Raw genomic sequence first — 16,054 nt, forward strand, 5'->3', positions numbered from 1 at the left:
TGTTCTTCTGTAGACAATTAGGCCTTCACCCCGCCAAAGCGACGGTCTCGGCCCTGGAAAGCCTTAATGCCGCGGAGGAGTTCCCAGCGATCGAAATCTGGCCACAGGGTGTCTGTGACATAGAACTCGCTGTAAGCAAGCTGCCAAAGAAGATAGTTGGAAAGTCGAAGTTCTCCGGAGGTTCGAATGAGAAGCTCCGGATCAGGAAGATCGGCGGTATAAAGCGAGGCCGCGACAGCGCCCTCGTCGATATCCTCGATATTGATGTCTCCACTTGCCACGCGGGCCGCGAGAGTGCGGGCGGCACGGGCGAGCTCAGCCCTTGCGCCGTAGTTCACAGCAAGGGCAAGCACCATGCCCGTGTTGCCCGCAGTCTCAGCAAGACCCTCCTCGAAGACATCGCGCGTCTTCTCCGGAAGAGCCTCGATATCTCCGAGAAATACAAGCCTGACGTTTTCCTGATGGAAAAGGGGGAGCTCCTTGAGAAGCGTGGTGGCGAACAGATGCATGAGGAGATCGACCTCACGCTGCGGACGCTTCCAGTTCTCAGTTGAGAACGCATATGCAGACAGAACATTAACCCCGAGTCGAACGCAAGCGGTGATGGTCTCGCGAAGACTGGAAATACCCGCGATGTGACCCTCTCCCCTCTCCTTGCCCTGGCGGGTGGCCCAACGGCCATTGCCGTCCATGATTACGGAGATGTGGCTGGGGAGATGGTCGAGATTGACATCAGACAGCGAGATGTCATCCGGTGCATCGGCAAAGTACTCGATCAGCTTCTGCTCGTCGCGCAGCACGTTCTGCTCCTCAAATAAGTGGTGGACAGGCTCCTAGATCTCCATTACCTCGGCTTCCTTAGCCTTGGTAGCCTCGTCGATCTTAGCGACGAACTCGTCGGTCAGCTTCTGGATGACGGCCTGCTCGCGACGAACATCATCCTCGGAGAGCTCCTCGTCGCGCTCGAGCTTTGCGTTTGCCTCGCGACGGACGTTGCGCACGGCAACGCGAGCCTCCTCGGCGTAAGTGCGGCATTCCTTAGCGAGCTCCTTGCGACGCTCGCCCGTCGGCTTCGGGAACGGAAGGCGGATGACGACGCCGTCATTCGACGGAGTGATGCCGAGATCAGACTGGGAGATAGCCTTCTCGATAGCGTTGAGGCTGCTCTTATCCCAGGGCTCGACGCAGAGCATGCTGGCCTCGGGAACCTTGACGCCGGCAAGCTGCGTGATCGGGGTCGCCTGACCGTAATAATCAACCATGATGGAATCAAGGACGTGCGGATTGGCACGGCCCGTACGAACACGTGCGAAGTTGGCCTTAAGAGATTCGAGGCACTTATCCATGCGCGTACGCGCGTTGTTGGTGATCTCGCTCATTAGTGGGTCTCCTCCCCATAGACGGTAGTACCAACCGGAAGCCCCTGGAGGGCATCGGCGAACACGTGCGGCTGATCAATGTTGAACACGATCATAGACATGTTGTTGTCGCTGCAGAGAGCCGTAGCGGTGGCGTCCATAACCCTAAGATCGCGAGTAAGAACCTCACGGTAGGTAATCTGGTCAAACTTCTTAGCCTCAGGGTGCTTAACGGGGTCTGCGTCGTAGATGCCGTCCACCTTGGTGGCCTTCATGAGGCAGTCAGCATCAATCTCGCAGGCACGAAGAGCAGCGGCAGTGTCCGTCGTGAAATACGGGTTGCCGGAACCAGCCGCGAAGATTGCAATATAGCCCTTCTCGAGGTGCTTGATCGCACGACGACGAATATAAGGCTCGCACACTTCATCCATCTTGATGGCGCTCATCACGCGCGTAGTCATGCCGTGACGCTCGAAGCTGTCCTGAAGGGCAAGAGCGTTCATGACAGTGGCGAGCATGCCCATATAGTCTGCCTGAGCTCGATCCATACCGCCAGCGGCGCCAGACACGCCACGGAAGATGTTGCCTCCACCAACGACGATGCCAATCTCGATGCCATCATCGTGGATGAGCTTAATCTCCTCAGCAAGGTGGTCGACGACCTTGGGGTCTACGCCATAGACGCCGCCACCCATAAGGGCCTCGCCAGAGAGCTTGAGCAACACGCGCTTGTACTTATAGTCCGTCAAGGAGACTTCCCTTCCTCAAGGTGTCGATTCTTATTGATTCTAGCAGAGGCTAATTACGCGGTTCCCACCAATTACAGGAGCACTAGACATGCAAATGGGCCCGACACCTTATGGTGCCGGGCCCGAAAATCAAAGCTAAGCTAAAAGCTACTCGCCGAAAGTGAAGCGATCGAAGGCGACAACCTCGATGGAGTCGCCAAGCTCCTTGCCAACCTTCTCGGCGTACTGACGGATGGTGATGTCGCCATCCTTGATGAAGGCCTGCTCGGAGAGGACGGACTCACCGTAGAACTTGTTGAGACGACCCTCGGCGATCTTGACCTGAATGGCCTCGGGCTTACCGGACTCGGCAGCCTGAGCCTTGTAGATGCTCATCTCGTGCTCGACGATCTCGGCGGGAACGTCCTCGCGGCGAGCAGAGATGGCACCGGCAGCGGCGGCCTGCATCGCGACGTCGTGAGCGAAGGTCTTGAAGGAAGCGGCCTCGGCGGTCTCCGGCTTAGAGAAGGAGAACTCGACGATGGTGGCAAGCTTGCCGTTGGCATGGACATAAGAGCCGAAGGTGCCGGCCTCAACCTCACGACGGGTGAAGCGAGCAATCTTCATGTTCTCGCCCATGGTGTGAATCATCTCGGTGAGAGCAGCGTCGACGGTCTCGTTAGCGGAGAACTCGGCGGCCTTCAGAGCCTCGTCGTCGGCCGGGTTGACCTTGGCGACAACAGCGGCGACGTTCTTGGCGAAGCCGGTGAACTTGGGGTTGCCACCGACGAAGTCGGTCTCGCAGGTGACCTCGACGAGAGCGGCAACCTTGCCGTCCTCGGAGACATAGGCGGCGACGGTGCCCTCGTTGGTCTCACGGCCGGCCTTCTTGACGGCCTTGGCCATACCCATCTTACGGAGAACGTCGACGGCCTTCTCGATGTCGCCATCGGCCTCGACGAGGGCCTTCTTGCACTCCATCATCGGGGAATCGGTCATCTCGCGGAGCTGCTTGACGAGCGCGGCGGTGATCTGAGCCATGTTTAGCCTCTCTCTATCTACCTGCACATGCAGGATGTCTGACTTTACGTACGGGCGCCGCCCAACAAGTGGACGGCGCCCCCAAATCCTATTGTGCTACGCGAAAGGGATATCCCTACTCGGCAGCGGGCGCCTCGACGGCCGGGGTGGTGGCACCAGCGGCCATCTCCTCAGCGGTGATCTGCTCCTTGCCGGTGCCAGCAAGGATGGCGTCAGCGACGAGCTCGGTCATGAGGGCGACGGAGCGAATGGCATCGTCGTTCGCGGGGATGCCGAAGTCAACGACGTCCGGGTCAGAGTTGGTGTCAAGGAGAGCGACGACCGGGATGTGAAGACGGTTGGCCTCGCGGATCGCGAGCTCCTCGCGCTTGGAATCGATGACGAAGAGAGCGGCAGGAAGCTGCTTCATATCACGAACGCCACCAAGGTTGCGCTGAAGCTTCTCGAGCTCCTTGGTGAGAACGCTCTGCTCCTTCTTGCCACGAGCGGCCATGCGGCCATCCTCGACCATGGCCTCGAGCTCCTCCATACGATCGATGCGGGAGCGCATGGTCACGAAGTTGGTCAGCACGCCGCCGAGCCAACGCTGGTTGATGTAGGGCATGTCGCAGCGAGCAGCCTGCGTGGCGACGGGCTCCTGAGCCTGCTTCTTGGTGCCGACGAAGAGGACCTTGCCGCCCTTGGAAGCAGTCTCCTTGAGGAACGTGTAGGCCTTATCGGCATCCATGATGGTCTGCTTGAGGTCAAGGATGTAAATGCCGTTGCGCTCACCGAAGATGTACGGCTTCATCTTGGGGTTCCAACGACGGGTCTGGTGACCGTAGTGGCAACCGGCCTCGAGCAGGGTGTTAAGATTAATCTTGACTGCCATGGTGCTACCTTTCTTTGGTTTCGCCTCCGCGCCGGTCATCCCGTCTAGCCACCCGTGTTTCACGGGCACCGTGGCCTTTTGGTCGCGACGCGTGTGATTTGACGCTGGCTTCTGCACAGCGATTGGACAGTGTACCAGCGAACAAGCATTAACGCAAGGCCTAATTAGATTCCGACCTTGGGTGGGCCTGTAGCGCCGCTTCCTTCAGCCGCTCGATTGACAGATGGGTATAGATCTGGGTCGTTGACAGGCTCTCGTGACCAAGCAGCTCCTGGACACTTCTAAGATCGGCCCCGCCGTCGAGGAGCTCGGTGGCGAATGTATGGCGCATCGCATGGGGCGTAAGGCTCGGATCGAGACCGGCTATCTCGACTAGGTTCTCGAATCGTTTCCGTAGGGCGGCGGCGCTCATACGCTTGCCTTGTTTGGTGAGGAACAAAGCGTTGGTTCTGACCTTACCCGATCCGGCGAGTTCCGGGCGAGACGTCAGAAGATACCTCTCGATTGCCTCGGCGCTCTTCGCATAGATGGGGACGACCCTTTCTTTCGACCCCTTGCCAAAAAGGCGCACCTGGCGCTGAGCCAAGTCGATATCGTGTACGTCAAGCCCACTAGCCTCGGAGATTCGAGCCCCCGTGGCATAGAGGAGCTCGATCATTGCGCCGTCTCGAATCCCCACCGCATCCGAGCCACAGGCTTCAAGCAGCCTGAGGACATCACCGTCCCTCATCGTCTTTGGGAGCCGCTTTGCAATCTTGGGACTCGAAACCGTTGCCGGCGCATCTTCGTCCGTATACCCACGGCTCACAAGCCACCGATACAACATGCGAACCGAAGAGAGGTGACGGTTCTGCGTGGTGGTTGCATATCCCGCGGCAGATAGCTCGGCTATCCAGCCGCGAACCTCACGGTGAGTGACGTGCATGGGGTCTATGCCTTCACGACGCGCCCAGTCTAAATAGGCCCCAAGGTCAATCTCGTAAGCCCGAACTGTGTTTGGCGAAAGGTTCCTTACCTCACGCAGGTATGAGCAGAACTCCCCCGCTCGAGACTCGAACTCATTTTGAGATTGCTCTCTATTCGCTGTCGTGGCTCGCTCAGGCAAAAAGATCAGGCCTTTCGAGGAGATACGAACGAAGATCGGAAAGGGCGCGCTCAGAATAGCGAGCGTAACGCTCCCGCTTCTTCATGCGCGGGCCCTCAATTGGCGGCACGATTCCAAAATTTACGTGCATGGGCTGGTAGGGAGAAGTTGAGGGATCGGTGGCATATGCCACCAGAGATCCAAAGGCGCCGGTACGCGGGAGCTCGACTCTTTCAGCTCCCTTGAGATCCGCATACGTGTTAAGTGCGGCAAGAAGCCCCGAGGCGATTGCCTCCGTATATCCTTCGGTCCCGCAAATCTGACCGGCAAACCTGACTCGTGTGCCAGGAGCGGCAAACGTGTCATCGAGGGCGCGTGGGGAGTCGATAAACGAATTCCTGTGCATGACCCCGTAACGGAAGAACTCGGCAGATTCGAGGCCCGGAATCATGCGGAACACGCGCTTCTGCTCTGGCCACGTGAGGTTCGTCTGGAAGCCGACGAGGTTATAAGCTGTATGGTCGGCGTTTTCCGGACGAAGCTGCACAACGGCCCACGGGCGGCGGTCGGTCCGAGGGTCAGTAAGACCGACCGGCTTCATCGCGCCATAGCGAGCGGCGTCAACACCCGTACGAGCGACTTCTTCCACGGGTTGGCAAGCGCAGAACAAGTCGCGCTGTTCGAAGTCCCTCGCAACCACCCTCTCGGCAGAAAGCAAGGCGTCAATGAGCGCCTCGTACTCGGCCTTGTCCATGGGACAGTTGAGGTAATCTCCCTCACCGGCCTCCTCGTATCGAGATTGAGAGAAGACAATGGATCGGTCTATTGTCTCGGCGTCAACGATGGGAGCGGCGGCGTCGAAGAAGGAAAGTGAGCCGCCGCCCACCAGCTCAGATACGCTACTTGCGAGCGCATCGGAACAGAGCGGACCTGCGGCAATAACGCAGGGACCCTCCGGAATCGAAGTCACCTCGCCACGAACCACCTCAATAAGCTCTGAGGACCCAACGCGTTCGCCCACGAGCCTCGAAAACAAATCCCTATCGACAGCCAGGGCCCCGCCGGCTGGGACGGCAGCCTGATGGGCACAGTCAAGAAGCTCGCAACCCATTTCGCCAAGCTCTGCCTTGAGGAGCCCGGCGGCAGAGTCCACGCGGGTCGCCTTGAGCGAGTTTGAGCAAACGAGCTCAGCCATACCATCGGTGTGATGGGCGGCCGTCGTAGATAGGGGCCTCTGCTCGCAAAGGCGAACCCTCACGCCCCTTTTGGCAAGCTGCAAGGCACACTCGCAGCCCGCAAGGCCAGCACCAACAACCGTAACCGTCTCAAACTCGCTCATGTCTCTCCTTACCCGGGCGTAGCCGGAACATCAGTGTCTGACATTTTGCCCTAGATACGAGTCTTCCGTTGGCGCGAATCTGCCATCCATCAATCTCGTGACAAGACCCATGGCTTCGTGTTCGGCAAGAAGCGCGAGCGTTGAGGGCAAATCAAGGTCAATCAGATGTGAGATCTCATCCGGAAACATGGGATTGGCCACGAGTGCGTCCAAGAGCACTCCCCTTTCTTTGTGCTTTGATGCCCCGCACATTCTCAGTCGCCCATAATCAAGGGCAATTAAGGCCTCGAGAGATTCTTCATCCACGACAATCGCGGCACCAGACTCTATCAGCCAATTGGTTCCGGAAGAGTTGGCTGAGAATATCGAGCCTGGAATGGCGTAAACGCGACGACCGAGATCCGCCGCCTGTGTCGCTGTGCCGAAAGTGCCGGATGGCCTGCCAGCCTCGCAGACGATAAGAGACCGCGAGAGCGCTGCTATGGCGCGGTTTCGTTTGAGAAACGTCCATCTCGTTGGAGGGCACCCCCAATGCTCGACCGACACCACGCAGCCTCCCGTCTCAAGGGCACGGCAAAATAGCTTTTCGCTAGACCTTGGATAGACGACATCCGCGCCGCATCCTGGTATGACAACGGTCTTGCCACCCGCCTCGACCGCCGCTGTTCCGGCAACGCAATCACAGCCGATAGCTCCCCCCGACACTACGGTGATGCCAGACTCCGCCGCCACGCGCGCAGCCATCTTGGCGCAGCTTTCTCCATAGGGAGTCGCCTTTCTTGCTCCGATTACAGACAGGCAGTCTCCAAGCAAGACATCAGGATCCCCGTAGCCTCTGAGTATGGGCGCGTCTTTACCCAGGTCTAAAAGACTCGCAGGGTAGGAGCTGTCATCCGGCAACAACTCCCAAGAACGGAACCCCGCGCGACAAGCCGCGTAATCAACGGCCGGCATGATGGCCTCCCGTTTCGAAGCGGCACCTAAAAGCGCATGCCTCGGCAACGTGAGCAGAAGTGACGAGATCTGATTGCGAGAGATCCGCAATCGTTCGAGCAACCCGCGCGGTTCTCGTTATGGCTCTTCCTCCAAGGGCAAGGCGCTCAGACATCGTTTCGAGAAGCGAGGCGGCACTCGCATCCAAGGCGCAGGAGGCGACGTCTATGTCAACGGTTGCTCCATCCCTTTTCGCCCTTCTCCAGCTTGAGAATTCTCGAGCTCCCACAACTTGTTCCAGCATTTCATTTGACCCCAATCCCTCGGAACCCTTGATGACTCGAGCGGCGGCCGGCCTCTGCACATCAACGAAGACATCGATGCGATCCATAAGCGCACCACCAATTCTTCCCTGATAGCGAGCTATTTCTTGTGGAGTGCAGGTACATGTCCTACCCCTATCGCCAGCGTGACCACAAGGACAGGGGTTTGAAGCCGCTATGAGCTGAAACGCGCAGGGAAAGCTATATGACCCCTCCGCACGAACGAGCCTCACTTCCCTATCCTCCATGGGCTGCCTTAACGCCTGAAGGACCGACGGAGAAAACTCGGGGAGCTCGTCCAAAAAGAGGACCCCGCGATGTGCGAGCGAGGCCTCGCCCGGTCTAACTGGATTGCCTCCGCCAACGAGGCCCGCTCTTGACACCGAGTGATGAGGAGAGCGAAATGGCCTATAGCCAGCAGAAATATCATCAATGGACTCACCGCAGACGGAATGCACGAGTAGTGCCTCAAGGCGTTCCGCCTCGTCAAGCTCAGGAAGAATCGAAGGCATACGACGAGCGAGCATCGTCTTTCCAGACCCTGGAGGTCCCATCATGAGCATGCCATGGCCTCCCGCCGCGGCAATTACCAGGGCGCGCTTCGCAGCCTCTTGATCCACGACGTCCGAATAGTCAAGAGAGTGTCTAGCTCGAGTCCCTGGCATATTTACAGGTGTCGAATCAATGAGTCGCGACACACCGAGACGAACCTGCGATAAAGCCGATATCTCCTTAGGAGCAATGCCCCCAACGCTAGCGCAATCCTTCACAAGAGCCGGGGCGCCAACAAGGGTCAATCCAAGCTCTCTCGCGAGAAGAGCGTAGGCGATACCGCCGCGGACCGAGCTTACGTCTCCGGATAGGCCAAGCTCTCCGGCGAAGAGGCAGGAATCGAGGTCCGTCTTAGGCATCTGTCCGCTGGCGGCAAGTGTGGCCACGGCTATCGCGAGGTCAAGGCCCGTTCCGCTCTTACGCAGGTCGCTCGGCGCAAGGTTCACCGTGATGTGAAGGCGCGGCATCTCGAAATTGCTTTCGCGAAACGCGCAACGTATGCGATGCCTCGCTTCAAGAACAGCAGAATCGGGCATGCCGACAATCGTCATGCCGGGAATGCCTCCGGCAAGATCGACCTCAACCGTTACGGGAATGGCTTCGAGGCCCTTAAGCGTCGCGCCCCTGACGGCGTAGCTCGACATCAGAAATCGTCCAGAAGAATGGACTTAAGGTAATGCATGTGCGCTGAGTCCGGACCGGTCAGGGTTACGCCAGCCACGTCAATTCGAACGTGATCGACCTCCGGGTTTTGTCCGAGATAGATATCGACCATGCGGCGATACCGAGCTAGCTTGGCAGAATCCACCGCCTGCTCCGGTATGAGATCTGGGCCACCGCATGATAGCCTCGTTTTCACCTCAACAAAGACGCGCTCGCCGCTATCGTCGGCGATAATATCCGCCTCGCCAGCGGAACAGCGCCAGTTACGCTCGAGGACATCCATCCCGTGAGCCCCCAGCCAACTGGCGCATAGATACTCTCCCAAGCGTCCGACTTCGTTTGGCTTGAGCTCGTTGTATGCAAGTTCCGTTAGACCCATGGGTATCTCCCTTCCAAGAAGACGGCTTGGCAGGGATGATGGCGGATGGACCAAACAAAACTGGGTACCGAGTCAGACGAGATCCTGACAGCGCAGCTAGAAGAGTCGAGCCGTCTCCAAGAAATTTTGGCAGAAGCTAGCACGATGAACGGGCGTAAGCCCATGTTCGCGAATTGCGGCAATATGCTCGGGTGATGCATATCCCTTGGACTCTGCAAAATGATATCCGGGATACTGGGAGTCTAACTCGACCATCAAATCATCACGAGTCACCTTAGCGACGATGCTCGCGGCCGCGATGCAGGCCACGCGAGCATCCCCCTTCACCAAAGTCTTCTCCTTTGGGTGAATATGAAGCGGGTTGCCATCAATCAAAACCGCATCAGGTTCAATCCCGGCATCTTCAATGGCACCGAGCATGGCTTCCCTGATGGCTTTAGCCATCCCGACCTCATCGATATGAGCAGGCGATATATGACAAGTGCCGATCGCCTGAGCGACCGAGCGAATCTTGCCCGACAGTTCGCGTCGTTTCGCAGGGGTCAGTTGCTTGGAGTCATTGATGCCCCAGACCTTTGGGTCGTCCGGAAGGGCCACGGCACAAACCGTAAGAGGGCCGGCAACGGAACCTCGACCCACCTCGTCAAGGCCGAGGACGACACCCTCTCCCCCAAGCTCGCGCATCAAACCGTACATTCCCTCGACGCGCACCCTCTCGGCACGCTGCTTTTCCACGCGCCTCTGAGCTACGCCACAAGCTCGACGAACCTGAGCCCTGGGGTCCTCGGCATACCGGGCCAGAAGAGCTTCAAGCTCGTCTTCGGTCGCGTCAGCCAGCGTCGCGACTATTTCCGCGGCTGTTGCGGGGTGAGTCTTACCGAGGGCCATGCTTCCTCCAAATAAAAGAAGGAGCCGCCCCGCTGAACGGAACGGCTCCCCAACGCGTAAAACGAAGAAACTAGTCGCGCTTCTCGCGGATACGGGCGGCCTTGCCGACACGATCGCGGAGGTAGAAGAGCTTGGCACGACGGACGTCACCGTGACGGACGACCTCAAGCTTGCCAATCTTGGGCGAGTGAAGCGGGAAAGTACGCTCGACACCAACACCGAAGGAGATCTTACGGACGGTGAAGGTCTCACGAGAAGAGCCGCCGCTCATGCGGATGACGTCGCCCTCGAAGACCTGGATGCGCTCGCGGTCACCCTCCTTAATGCGGTAGTGAACCTTAACGTGATCGCCAGGAATGACCGTGGGGATATCCTCACGAATCTGCTGACGCTCGATAGCGCGAATGTAATCCATGATGTTTCCTTGTCTCTCTTGCCCAGAGGTACCGCGACCATTCGAGGTACATGGGGTTTACACACGAAGATTGATTATAGCGAAGCGACGATAGTTCCGCAACGTAAAAGTTGCCACCATCGCCGCTCCACTTCAAGATCAATTGGGAAGCAATCCCGGACTAGACGCTAGATGCTTTCAATCCTTGCAATAATGTCCGCACCAAGCTCTTCCACAGTCTTCTGTTCTGCGTTGAGACAGACGCAACCGAGGTCATCCATCCTCTTGGCCGCATAGACCTGCGCGTCCTCGACCTCTGCCATGACCTCATTGGCGTCCTTGTCAGCTGCAGAGCGCAGACGAACCTCGACAAGGGCGTCAAGGGAATTGACGAGGCCGAACACACGCTTGTGGTCAACCTGCGAGAGCTCCTCCGGAAGATCGACACCCGGGTCGAGCGGGAGATTCGCAACCTTATAGCCAAGGAACGAAAGATGCATGGCCAGGGGCGTCTTTGCCGACCCCGTGAGACCGACGAGAATGACATCAGCCTCGGGAAGGTCCTGAAAGTTCTTGCCATCGTCGTGGTTGAAGAAGAACTCCATAGCATCGACGCGTCGCTTATAGCGAGCATCGACCGTGTGATGGGCACGAGCCTGATTCTTGGGCTTTTCCTCAGTCAATCCGGCAAGAAGCTGAACAACGGGACCGAGAATATCGACAGAGAGAATGCCACGAGCATTGAGGTCGTTCCTGACCTGCCTGCGAAGCATCGGGTCAACAATCGAATGGAACACGGCCGTGGAGACATACTCATCTTCGTGCTCATCGAGGTAGTTGCTCACGTCTTCGGCGCTCTCAATCTGAGAGAGCCTGACTACGCGCACGGCACCGTCGCTAAACTGAGCCGCAGCAGAGAGCACGACGTTATTCGCGGACTCACCGAGAGAATCAGAGACGACGAAGACGACGGCGGCATCATCGCGAGCCTCGTCGCCGAACTGATCAAACGTTACGTTCAATTCGAACCCTCCTAACCACGGTTGATGGGACAATCCTACCCCTCGCCGCCGGCGGCGAATCAAACAAAAGGCCGACGGCGAGGAATCTGCTACTTCTTGCGTGCAAGCTCGCCAATGTTTGCGACACCAGAGAAGACCGAAACGAGCTCGCCGAGAAGACGGAGGCGGTTCTCGCGAAGGGTCTGGTCCTCGTCCATGACCATGACGTCAGCAAAGAAGGCGTCGAGCGGCTCGCGGACAGCGGCAAGAGCGGAAATAGCGGAAGCATACTCCTTTGCCTCAAGAGCGGAGGAAACGCCCTCGCGAGCAACGGTGAGAGCCTTGGCCAGGTTAAGCTCGGACTCGCCCATGAGAGACTCATCGGCATCGCCGACAATGCTCGCGTCAGCAAGGTGGGCGGCACGAGCGAATGCGATGGCGAGGTTTTCGAAGGTCTCAGGATCGTTGGCTCGGGCGTCCTCGAGGGCATGCGCAAGGGCAAAGAAGTCATCAGGGGCAGTCACGGAACCGGCGGAAACGGCGGCAACGGTGTCAGCGGAGACGCCGTCGTCTCGGACCATCTGCTGCATACGGCCAAGAATGAAGGCGTTGACGTCCGCGGCGACCTTCTCCGCGTCAAACTCGATACCCTGGTCAGAGAGAGCTTCGAGCGCCGCTGCGACGAGCGGCTCATAAGAGACATGCAGACGATCGCGCAGAATCGTAACGACGCCAATGGCAGCGCGGCGAAGGGCGTACGGATCCTTCGAACCAGTAGGCGGCTCGCCAATGGCGAACATGCCGGCGATAGTGTCGAGCTTATCGGCAACGGCCACGACGCAGCCACAGGTGCCCTCGGGGAGGTCATCGCCCGCAAAGCGCGGACGGTAGTGGTCGCGAATGCCCTCGGCGACATCCTCGCCCTCGCCAGCAGCAAGGGCGTAGTAGCCGCCCATGACACCCTGCTGGCTCGTGAACTCAACGACCGCGGAGCTAACGAGGTCAGCCTTGCAGAGGTGCGCGGCACGAGCGGAGGCCGCCGCCATCCTGGCCCCGATGCGCGCTTCGTGGGTCAGCGCGAGGGCGATGCTCTCGATACGCTCGGACTTGGCGAGCACGCTGCCAAGATCCTTCTGGAAGGCGACCTTAGCAAGGCGCTCGCGGAACTGGTCGAGGGAGATCTTGAGGTCCTCCTCGTAGAAGAACTTGGCGTCGTCGAGACGCGGACGCACGACTCGCTCGTTACCGGAGATGACCGTCTCGGAAACGGCGGGATCGGCGTTCGAGACAATGACAAACTCGCGGGTCAGGTTGCCCTCGGCGTCGAAGATCGGGAAGTAACGCTGGTTGGAAAGCATGGACTCGCAGATGATCTCGTGCGGGACCTTGAGGAACTCCTCGTCGAACTTGCCTACGAGGACCGTCGGCCATTCGCAGAGATTGACGACCTCGTCGAAGGTCTTCTTGGGAGTTTCAACCCTGCAGCCAGGACGGGCCGCCTCGATGGCGGAAATGCCCTCGCGGATGACCGCCTCGCGCCTCTCAGCTCCAAGAACGTGAGCTGCCTCGAGTACGCCCTCGTATGCGGAAGGCTCGCTCACGACGTGCTCGCCGGGAGAAAGAACGCGGTGTCCACGCGTGGTATTGCCGCTCGTGACGTCAGCGTACTCGACGGGAACGACCTCCTCGCCGAGAAGCGCGCAGATCCAGCGGATTGGACGCACGAAAGACTCGTGCTCGGAGCCCCAACGCTGAGAGCGGTAGTTGGGCCACTCGATCTGAGCGATCACGTCATGGCCGAGGGCAGAGAGGATGGGCATCGCCGGCGCAGACGGAACGTTCTTCTCGGCGAAGACGTACTCGTTGCCGTCCTCAGCAACGGCACGAGAAAGCTCAGACGCGTCGATGCCGCACTTGCGAGCAAAGCCTTGGGCGGCCTTCGTGGGATTACCGTCCGCGTCGAAGGCAATCTGTGTCTTGGGACCACGCAGGCTCTCATGAACGGCCTCGGTCTCGGTGGCGACATCGGAGACGATTGCCGCAAGGCGACGGGGGCTCGAAATAACACGAATATCACCATGGGCAAGGCCAGCGGCGGCAAGACCGGCGGCAAGAAGCTTGGGAAGCTGCTTAGAGGCGTTGATGAGAGGAGCTGAAGGCATCTCCTCGGTGCCAATCTCAAACAGGAAGTCCTTGGTAGATGCCATTTAAGCCACCTGGCCCTTCGTGGAGTAAGAGTCCTTCTTGCCCGCGACCTCGGCGAGATAGCTCTCGCAGCAAGCCTTGGCAACGGCACGGACCCTCAGGATGTAGTTAGCACGCTCGGTCGCGGAGATGGCCCCACGGGCATCGAGGATGTTGAATGCATGGCTGCACTTCATGACGCAGTCATACGCAGGAAGCGGGAGATTGCGCTCGAGACAGGAGTGGCACTCCTTCTCATACTCGTCAAACTTGCGACGCATCATGTCAACGTCGGCAACCTCGAAGTTGTAAGTGGAGAACTCAACCTCGTTCTCGTGGAAGACGTCACCGTAGGTCATGGGCGTGCCATCAGGTAGATAGCTCCAGACTAGGTCATAGACAGAATCGGCACCCTGGGCATACATGGCGATGCGCTCGAGGCCATAGGTGATCTCCACGGGAACGGGATCGACCTCGATTCCGCCAACCTGCTGGAAGTACGTATACTGGGTGACCTCCATGCCATCCATCCAGACCTCCCAGCCGAGACCCCAGGCGCCCAGGGTCGGGCTCTCCCAGTCATCCTCGACGAAGCGGACGTCGTGCTCGGCGGGGTCAAGGCCGATCGCCTTAAGCGAGCCTAGGTAAAGATCCTGGGAATCAACTGGGCAGGGCTTCAGGATGACCTGGAACTGATAATAGTGCTGCATGCGATTGGGGTTCTCGCCATAACGGCCGTCTGCCGGACGACGGCACGGCTGCGGATAGCAGGTGCGCCAGGCGTTGGGGCCAAGACTACGAAGAGTAGTGGCAGTGTGGAACGTACCAGCACCGACCTCCGAGTCATACGGCTGCATGACGGTGCAACCCTTATCAGCCCAATAGTGCTCGAGGGCAAGAATCATGTCTTGGAACGTGAGGGCGTTGTCTTTCATGCCTCTCCTACCTTCCTTGATAAACGGGGCTTTCGCCCGATACGTGCCACAACTGCTAGATGGTACCAACATGCTCTGGAGGCCAAAAGACGAAGACGGCCTTTGACGTAACGTTGGAAACAGGAATCGCTCCAAAGTAACGCGAATCCTGCGAGTTGGTTCGATTATCGCCCATAACCCAAATATGACCCGCGGGCACCGTATAGGGATACGTGATGGCGCTAGAAAGCAAGGAAGAAAATCCAGGCAAAGGATAGCTAGGCTTTCCGTCCGTATAATCCTCAGAAAGCTCGATGCCATCAACGTAGACCTTCCCGTCTACGAGGTTGACGGTCTGCCCCTCCGTGGCGATGACGCGCTTGATAAGCGTGAGAGAAGGGTCATCAGGATCCTTAAAAGTGACGATATCGCCAGCCTGAGGCGAAGAGCTGCGATAGGTGAGCTTCTCCCCCACCAGACGGTCTCCGACCATAAGAGTGTCCGTCATGGAGGCGGAGGGGATGATGAAGGGCTCCGCCACGTACGCTCGAACCAGCAGGGCGACAACGAGAGCAAGGCCCGCAAAGGCCACGAGCTCGATGAAGTCCCTAGCTGCGTTGCTATTTCCGTGAGCTGCGCGTGGCATCTACTCGGCTTCCCCTTCTGGCTCGACTTGCAACATAATCCCACGCGCGAACTCGCGCTCGTCATCAGTGATATTGGCCGATTCAAGAAGATCGGGCCTCAACATCGCCGTACGCTCGAGTGCATTCCTGCGCCTCCATGCGTTCACGCGCGCGTGGTCACCGGAGAGAAGCACTTCGGGCACAGTCATACCATCATAATCCGCGGGGCGGGTGTATTGAGCATATTCGAGAAGGCCGTCATCCGAGAAGGATTCGTCTTGCGGGCTCATCTCGTCTCCGAGGGCCCCGGGAAGAAGGCGCACAATCGCGTCCGTAACGACCATGGCGGGAAGTTCTCCGCCAGTCAAAACGTAATCACCGAGGGAGAGAGTCTCGTCGGCAAGCGAATACACGCGCTCATCCATGCCCTCATAACGCCCGCACACGAAGAGAAGACGATCCTCATGGGAGAGACGCTCGGCCTCTCGCTGCGTGAATGGAGTGCCGACAGGCGTGAAGAAGATGACCCGCGCGGGACGAGCGTCAGCAGTCTTAATGGCGTTAACGGCTTCGAATATCGGCGCGGGCTTCATGAGCATGCCCTGGCCACCGCCAAATGGCGCATCATCGACCGTACGATGGCGGTCGTGTGTCCAATCGCGAAGATCATGGGCTCGGAACTCGAAAATGCCCTTCTTTTGGGCCCGTCCCATGATCGAGGCGCCAAGGTAAGCGTCAAAGACGCCCGGAAATACGGAGAGGGTTTCGATTAGCAC

Annotated in this window: 17 protein-coding genes; all 17 read right to left on the reverse strand. The window is 58.6% G+C overall.

Annotated elements, in window-relative coordinates; translation table 11 throughout:
- Nucleotides 1-17 precede the first annotated feature (17 nt).
- The 17 genes from Q0H23_RS00775 to trmD all read right to left on the reverse strand — a co-directional run bounded on the left by Q0H23_RS00775 (nucleotide 18) and on the right by trmD (nucleotide 16,054).
- Nucleotides 18-800 carry an isoprenyl transferase gene (locus Q0H23_RS00775; RefSeq protein ID WP_293834672.1) on the reverse strand — a complete coding sequence of 261 codons (783 nt, stop codon included), beginning with the start codon at nucleotides 798-800 and terminating at the stop codon, nucleotides 18-20.
- A gap of 33 nt (nucleotides 801-833) precedes the next feature.
- Nucleotides 834-1,379, reverse strand: a complete 546-nt coding sequence (frr, locus tag Q0H23_RS00780) for a ribosome recycling factor (protein WP_293814201.1) — start codon at nucleotides 1,377-1,379, stop codon at nucleotides 834-836.
- Nucleotides 1,379-2,107, reverse strand: coding sequence for a UMP kinase (pyrH, locus tag Q0H23_RS00785; RefSeq protein WP_293814202.1), 729 nt, complete (start codon nucleotides 2,105-2,107; stop codon nucleotides 1,379-1,381). Before pyrH ends, frr begins: the two co-directional genes overlap by 1 nt.
- Nucleotides 2,108-2,254: 147 nt before the next feature.
- A complete protein-coding gene (gene tsf / locus Q0H23_RS00790; protein ID WP_293814589.1) occupies nucleotides 2,255-3,127 on the reverse strand; it encodes a translation elongation factor Ts in 873 nt (290 codons plus the stop codon).
- A gap of 115 nt (nucleotides 3,128-3,242) precedes the next feature.
- Entirely contained in the window at nucleotides 3,243-3,998 is a 756-nt protein-coding gene (gene rpsB / locus Q0H23_RS00795; RefSeq protein WP_293834674.1) for a 30S ribosomal protein S2, read from the reverse strand.
- Nucleotides 3,999-4,158: 160 nt separating this feature from the next.
- On the reverse strand, nucleotides 4,159-5,103 hold the full coding sequence (locus Q0H23_RS00800; RefSeq protein ID WP_293834677.1) for a tyrosine recombinase XerC: 945 nt from the start codon (nucleotides 5,101-5,103) through the stop codon (nucleotides 4,159-4,161).
- On the reverse strand, nucleotides 5,096-6,421 hold the full coding sequence (gene trmFO / locus Q0H23_RS00805; protein ID WP_293834679.1) for a methylenetetrahydrofolate--tRNA-(uracil(54)-C(5))-methyltransferase (FADH(2)-oxidizing) TrmFO: 1,326 nt from the start codon (nucleotides 6,419-6,421) through the stop codon (nucleotides 5,096-5,098). The genes Q0H23_RS00800 and trmFO overlap by 8 nt, the downstream gene beginning before the upstream one ends.
- 30 nt (nucleotides 6,422-6,451) lie before the next feature.
- Complete coding sequence (locus Q0H23_RS00810; RefSeq protein WP_293834681.1) at nucleotides 6,452-7,375, reverse strand: DNA-processing protein DprA; 924 nt, start codon at nucleotides 7,373-7,375, stop codon at nucleotides 6,452-6,454.
- Nucleotides 7,362-8,873, reverse strand: coding sequence for a YifB family Mg chelatase-like AAA ATPase (locus Q0H23_RS00815; RefSeq protein WP_293834683.1), 1,512 nt, complete (start codon nucleotides 8,871-8,873; stop codon nucleotides 7,362-7,364). Before Q0H23_RS00815 ends, Q0H23_RS00810 begins: the two co-directional genes overlap by 14 nt.
- Nucleotides 8,873-9,271: a YraN family protein gene (locus Q0H23_RS00820; RefSeq protein WP_293814583.1), complete on the reverse strand. Its 399-nt coding sequence runs from the start codon at nucleotides 9,269-9,271 to the stop codon at nucleotides 8,873-8,875. Before Q0H23_RS00820 ends, Q0H23_RS00815 begins: the two co-directional genes overlap by 1 nt.
- Nucleotides 9,272-9,367: 96 nt before the next feature.
- The gene (locus tag Q0H23_RS00825; RefSeq protein ID WP_293834685.1) at nucleotides 9,368-10,159 is read right to left on the reverse strand and encodes a ribonuclease HII; all 792 of its coding nucleotides are present in this window, start codon (nucleotides 10,157-10,159) and stop codon (nucleotides 9,368-9,370) included.
- Between the two features lie 70 nt (nucleotides 10,160-10,229).
- On the reverse strand, nucleotides 10,230-10,574 hold the full coding sequence (rplS, locus tag Q0H23_RS00830; protein ID WP_073294688.1) for a 50S ribosomal protein L19: 345 nt from the start codon (nucleotides 10,572-10,574) through the stop codon (nucleotides 10,230-10,232).
- A gap of 167 nt (nucleotides 10,575-10,741) precedes the next feature.
- On the reverse strand, nucleotides 10,742-11,575 hold the full coding sequence (locus Q0H23_RS00835; protein WP_293834687.1) for a kinase/pyrophosphorylase: 834 nt from the start codon (nucleotides 11,573-11,575) through the stop codon (nucleotides 10,742-10,744).
- An 89-nt stretch (nucleotides 11,576-11,664) separates the two neighbouring features.
- Nucleotides 11,665-13,761: a glycine--tRNA ligase subunit beta gene (gene glyS / locus Q0H23_RS00840; protein ID WP_293834689.1), complete on the reverse strand. Its 2,097-nt coding sequence runs from the start codon at nucleotides 13,759-13,761 to the stop codon at nucleotides 11,665-11,667.
- Nucleotides 13,762-14,673 (reverse strand): glycine--tRNA ligase subunit alpha, encoded by a 912-nt coding sequence (locus tag Q0H23_RS00845; protein ID WP_293834691.1) that lies wholly within the window; start codon nucleotides 14,671-14,673, stop codon nucleotides 13,762-13,764.
- Nucleotides 14,674-14,728: 55 nt separating this feature from the next.
- Nucleotides 14,729-15,298: a signal peptidase I gene (lepB, locus tag Q0H23_RS00850; RefSeq protein WP_293814578.1), complete on the reverse strand. Its 570-nt coding sequence runs from the start codon at nucleotides 15,296-15,298 to the stop codon at nucleotides 14,729-14,731.
- A complete protein-coding gene (trmD, locus tag Q0H23_RS00855) occupies nucleotides 15,299-16,054 on the reverse strand; it encodes a tRNA (guanosine(37)-N1)-methyltransferase TrmD (protein WP_293834693.1) in 756 nt (251 codons plus the stop codon).

The sequence above is a fragment of the uncultured Parolsenella sp. genome, assembly GCF_934660935.1.
In the GTDB taxonomy this organism is placed as follows: domain Bacteria; phylum Actinomycetota; class Coriobacteriia; order Coriobacteriales; family Atopobiaceae; genus Parolsenella.

Excerpts from the sequence above, each read along its gene's own strand:
- frr (WP_293814201.1), bottom strand. The coding sequence starts at position 1,379 with ATGAGCGAGATCACCAACAACGCGCGTACGCGCATGGATAAGTGCCTC.
- tsf (WP_293814589.1), bottom strand. The coding sequence starts at position 3,127 with ATGGCTCAGATCACCGCCGCGCTCGTCAAGCAGCTCCGCGAGATGACC.
- rpsB (WP_293834674.1), bottom strand. The coding sequence starts at position 3,998 with ATGGCAGTCAAGATTAATCTTAACACCCTGCTCGAGGCCGGTTGCCAC.
- trmFO (WP_293834679.1), bottom strand. The coding sequence starts at position 6,421 with ATGAGCGAGTTTGAGACGGTTACGGTTGTTGGTGCTGGCCTTGCGGGC.
- Q0H23_RS00810 (WP_293834681.1), bottom strand. The coding sequence starts at position 7,375 with ATGCCGGCCGTTGATTACGCGGCTTGTCGCGCGGGGTTCCGTTCTTGG.
- Q0H23_RS00815 (WP_293834683.1), bottom strand. The coding sequence starts at position 8,873 with ATGTCGAGCTACGCCGTCAGGGGCGCGACGCTTAAGGGCCTCGAAGCC.
- Q0H23_RS00820 (WP_293814583.1), bottom strand. The coding sequence starts at position 9,271 with ATGGGTCTAACGGAACTTGCATACAACGAGCTCAAGCCAAACGAAGTC.
- Q0H23_RS00825 (WP_293834685.1), bottom strand. The coding sequence starts at position 10,159 with ATGGCCCTCGGTAAGACTCACCCCGCAACAGCCGCGGAAATAGTCGCG.
- rplS (WP_073294688.1), bottom strand. The coding sequence starts at position 10,574 with ATGGATTACATTCGCGCTATCGAGCGTCAGCAGATTCGTGAGGATATC.
- glyS (WP_293834689.1), bottom strand. The coding sequence starts at position 13,761 with ATGGCATCTACCAAGGACTTCCTGTTTGAGATTGGCACCGAGGAGATG.
- Q0H23_RS00845 (WP_293834691.1), bottom strand. The coding sequence starts at position 14,673 with ATGAAAGACAACGCCCTCACGTTCCAAGACATGATTCTTGCCCTCGAG.
- lepB (WP_293814578.1), bottom strand. The coding sequence starts at position 15,298 with ATGCCACGCGCAGCTCACGGAAATAGCAACGCAGCTAGGGACTTCATC.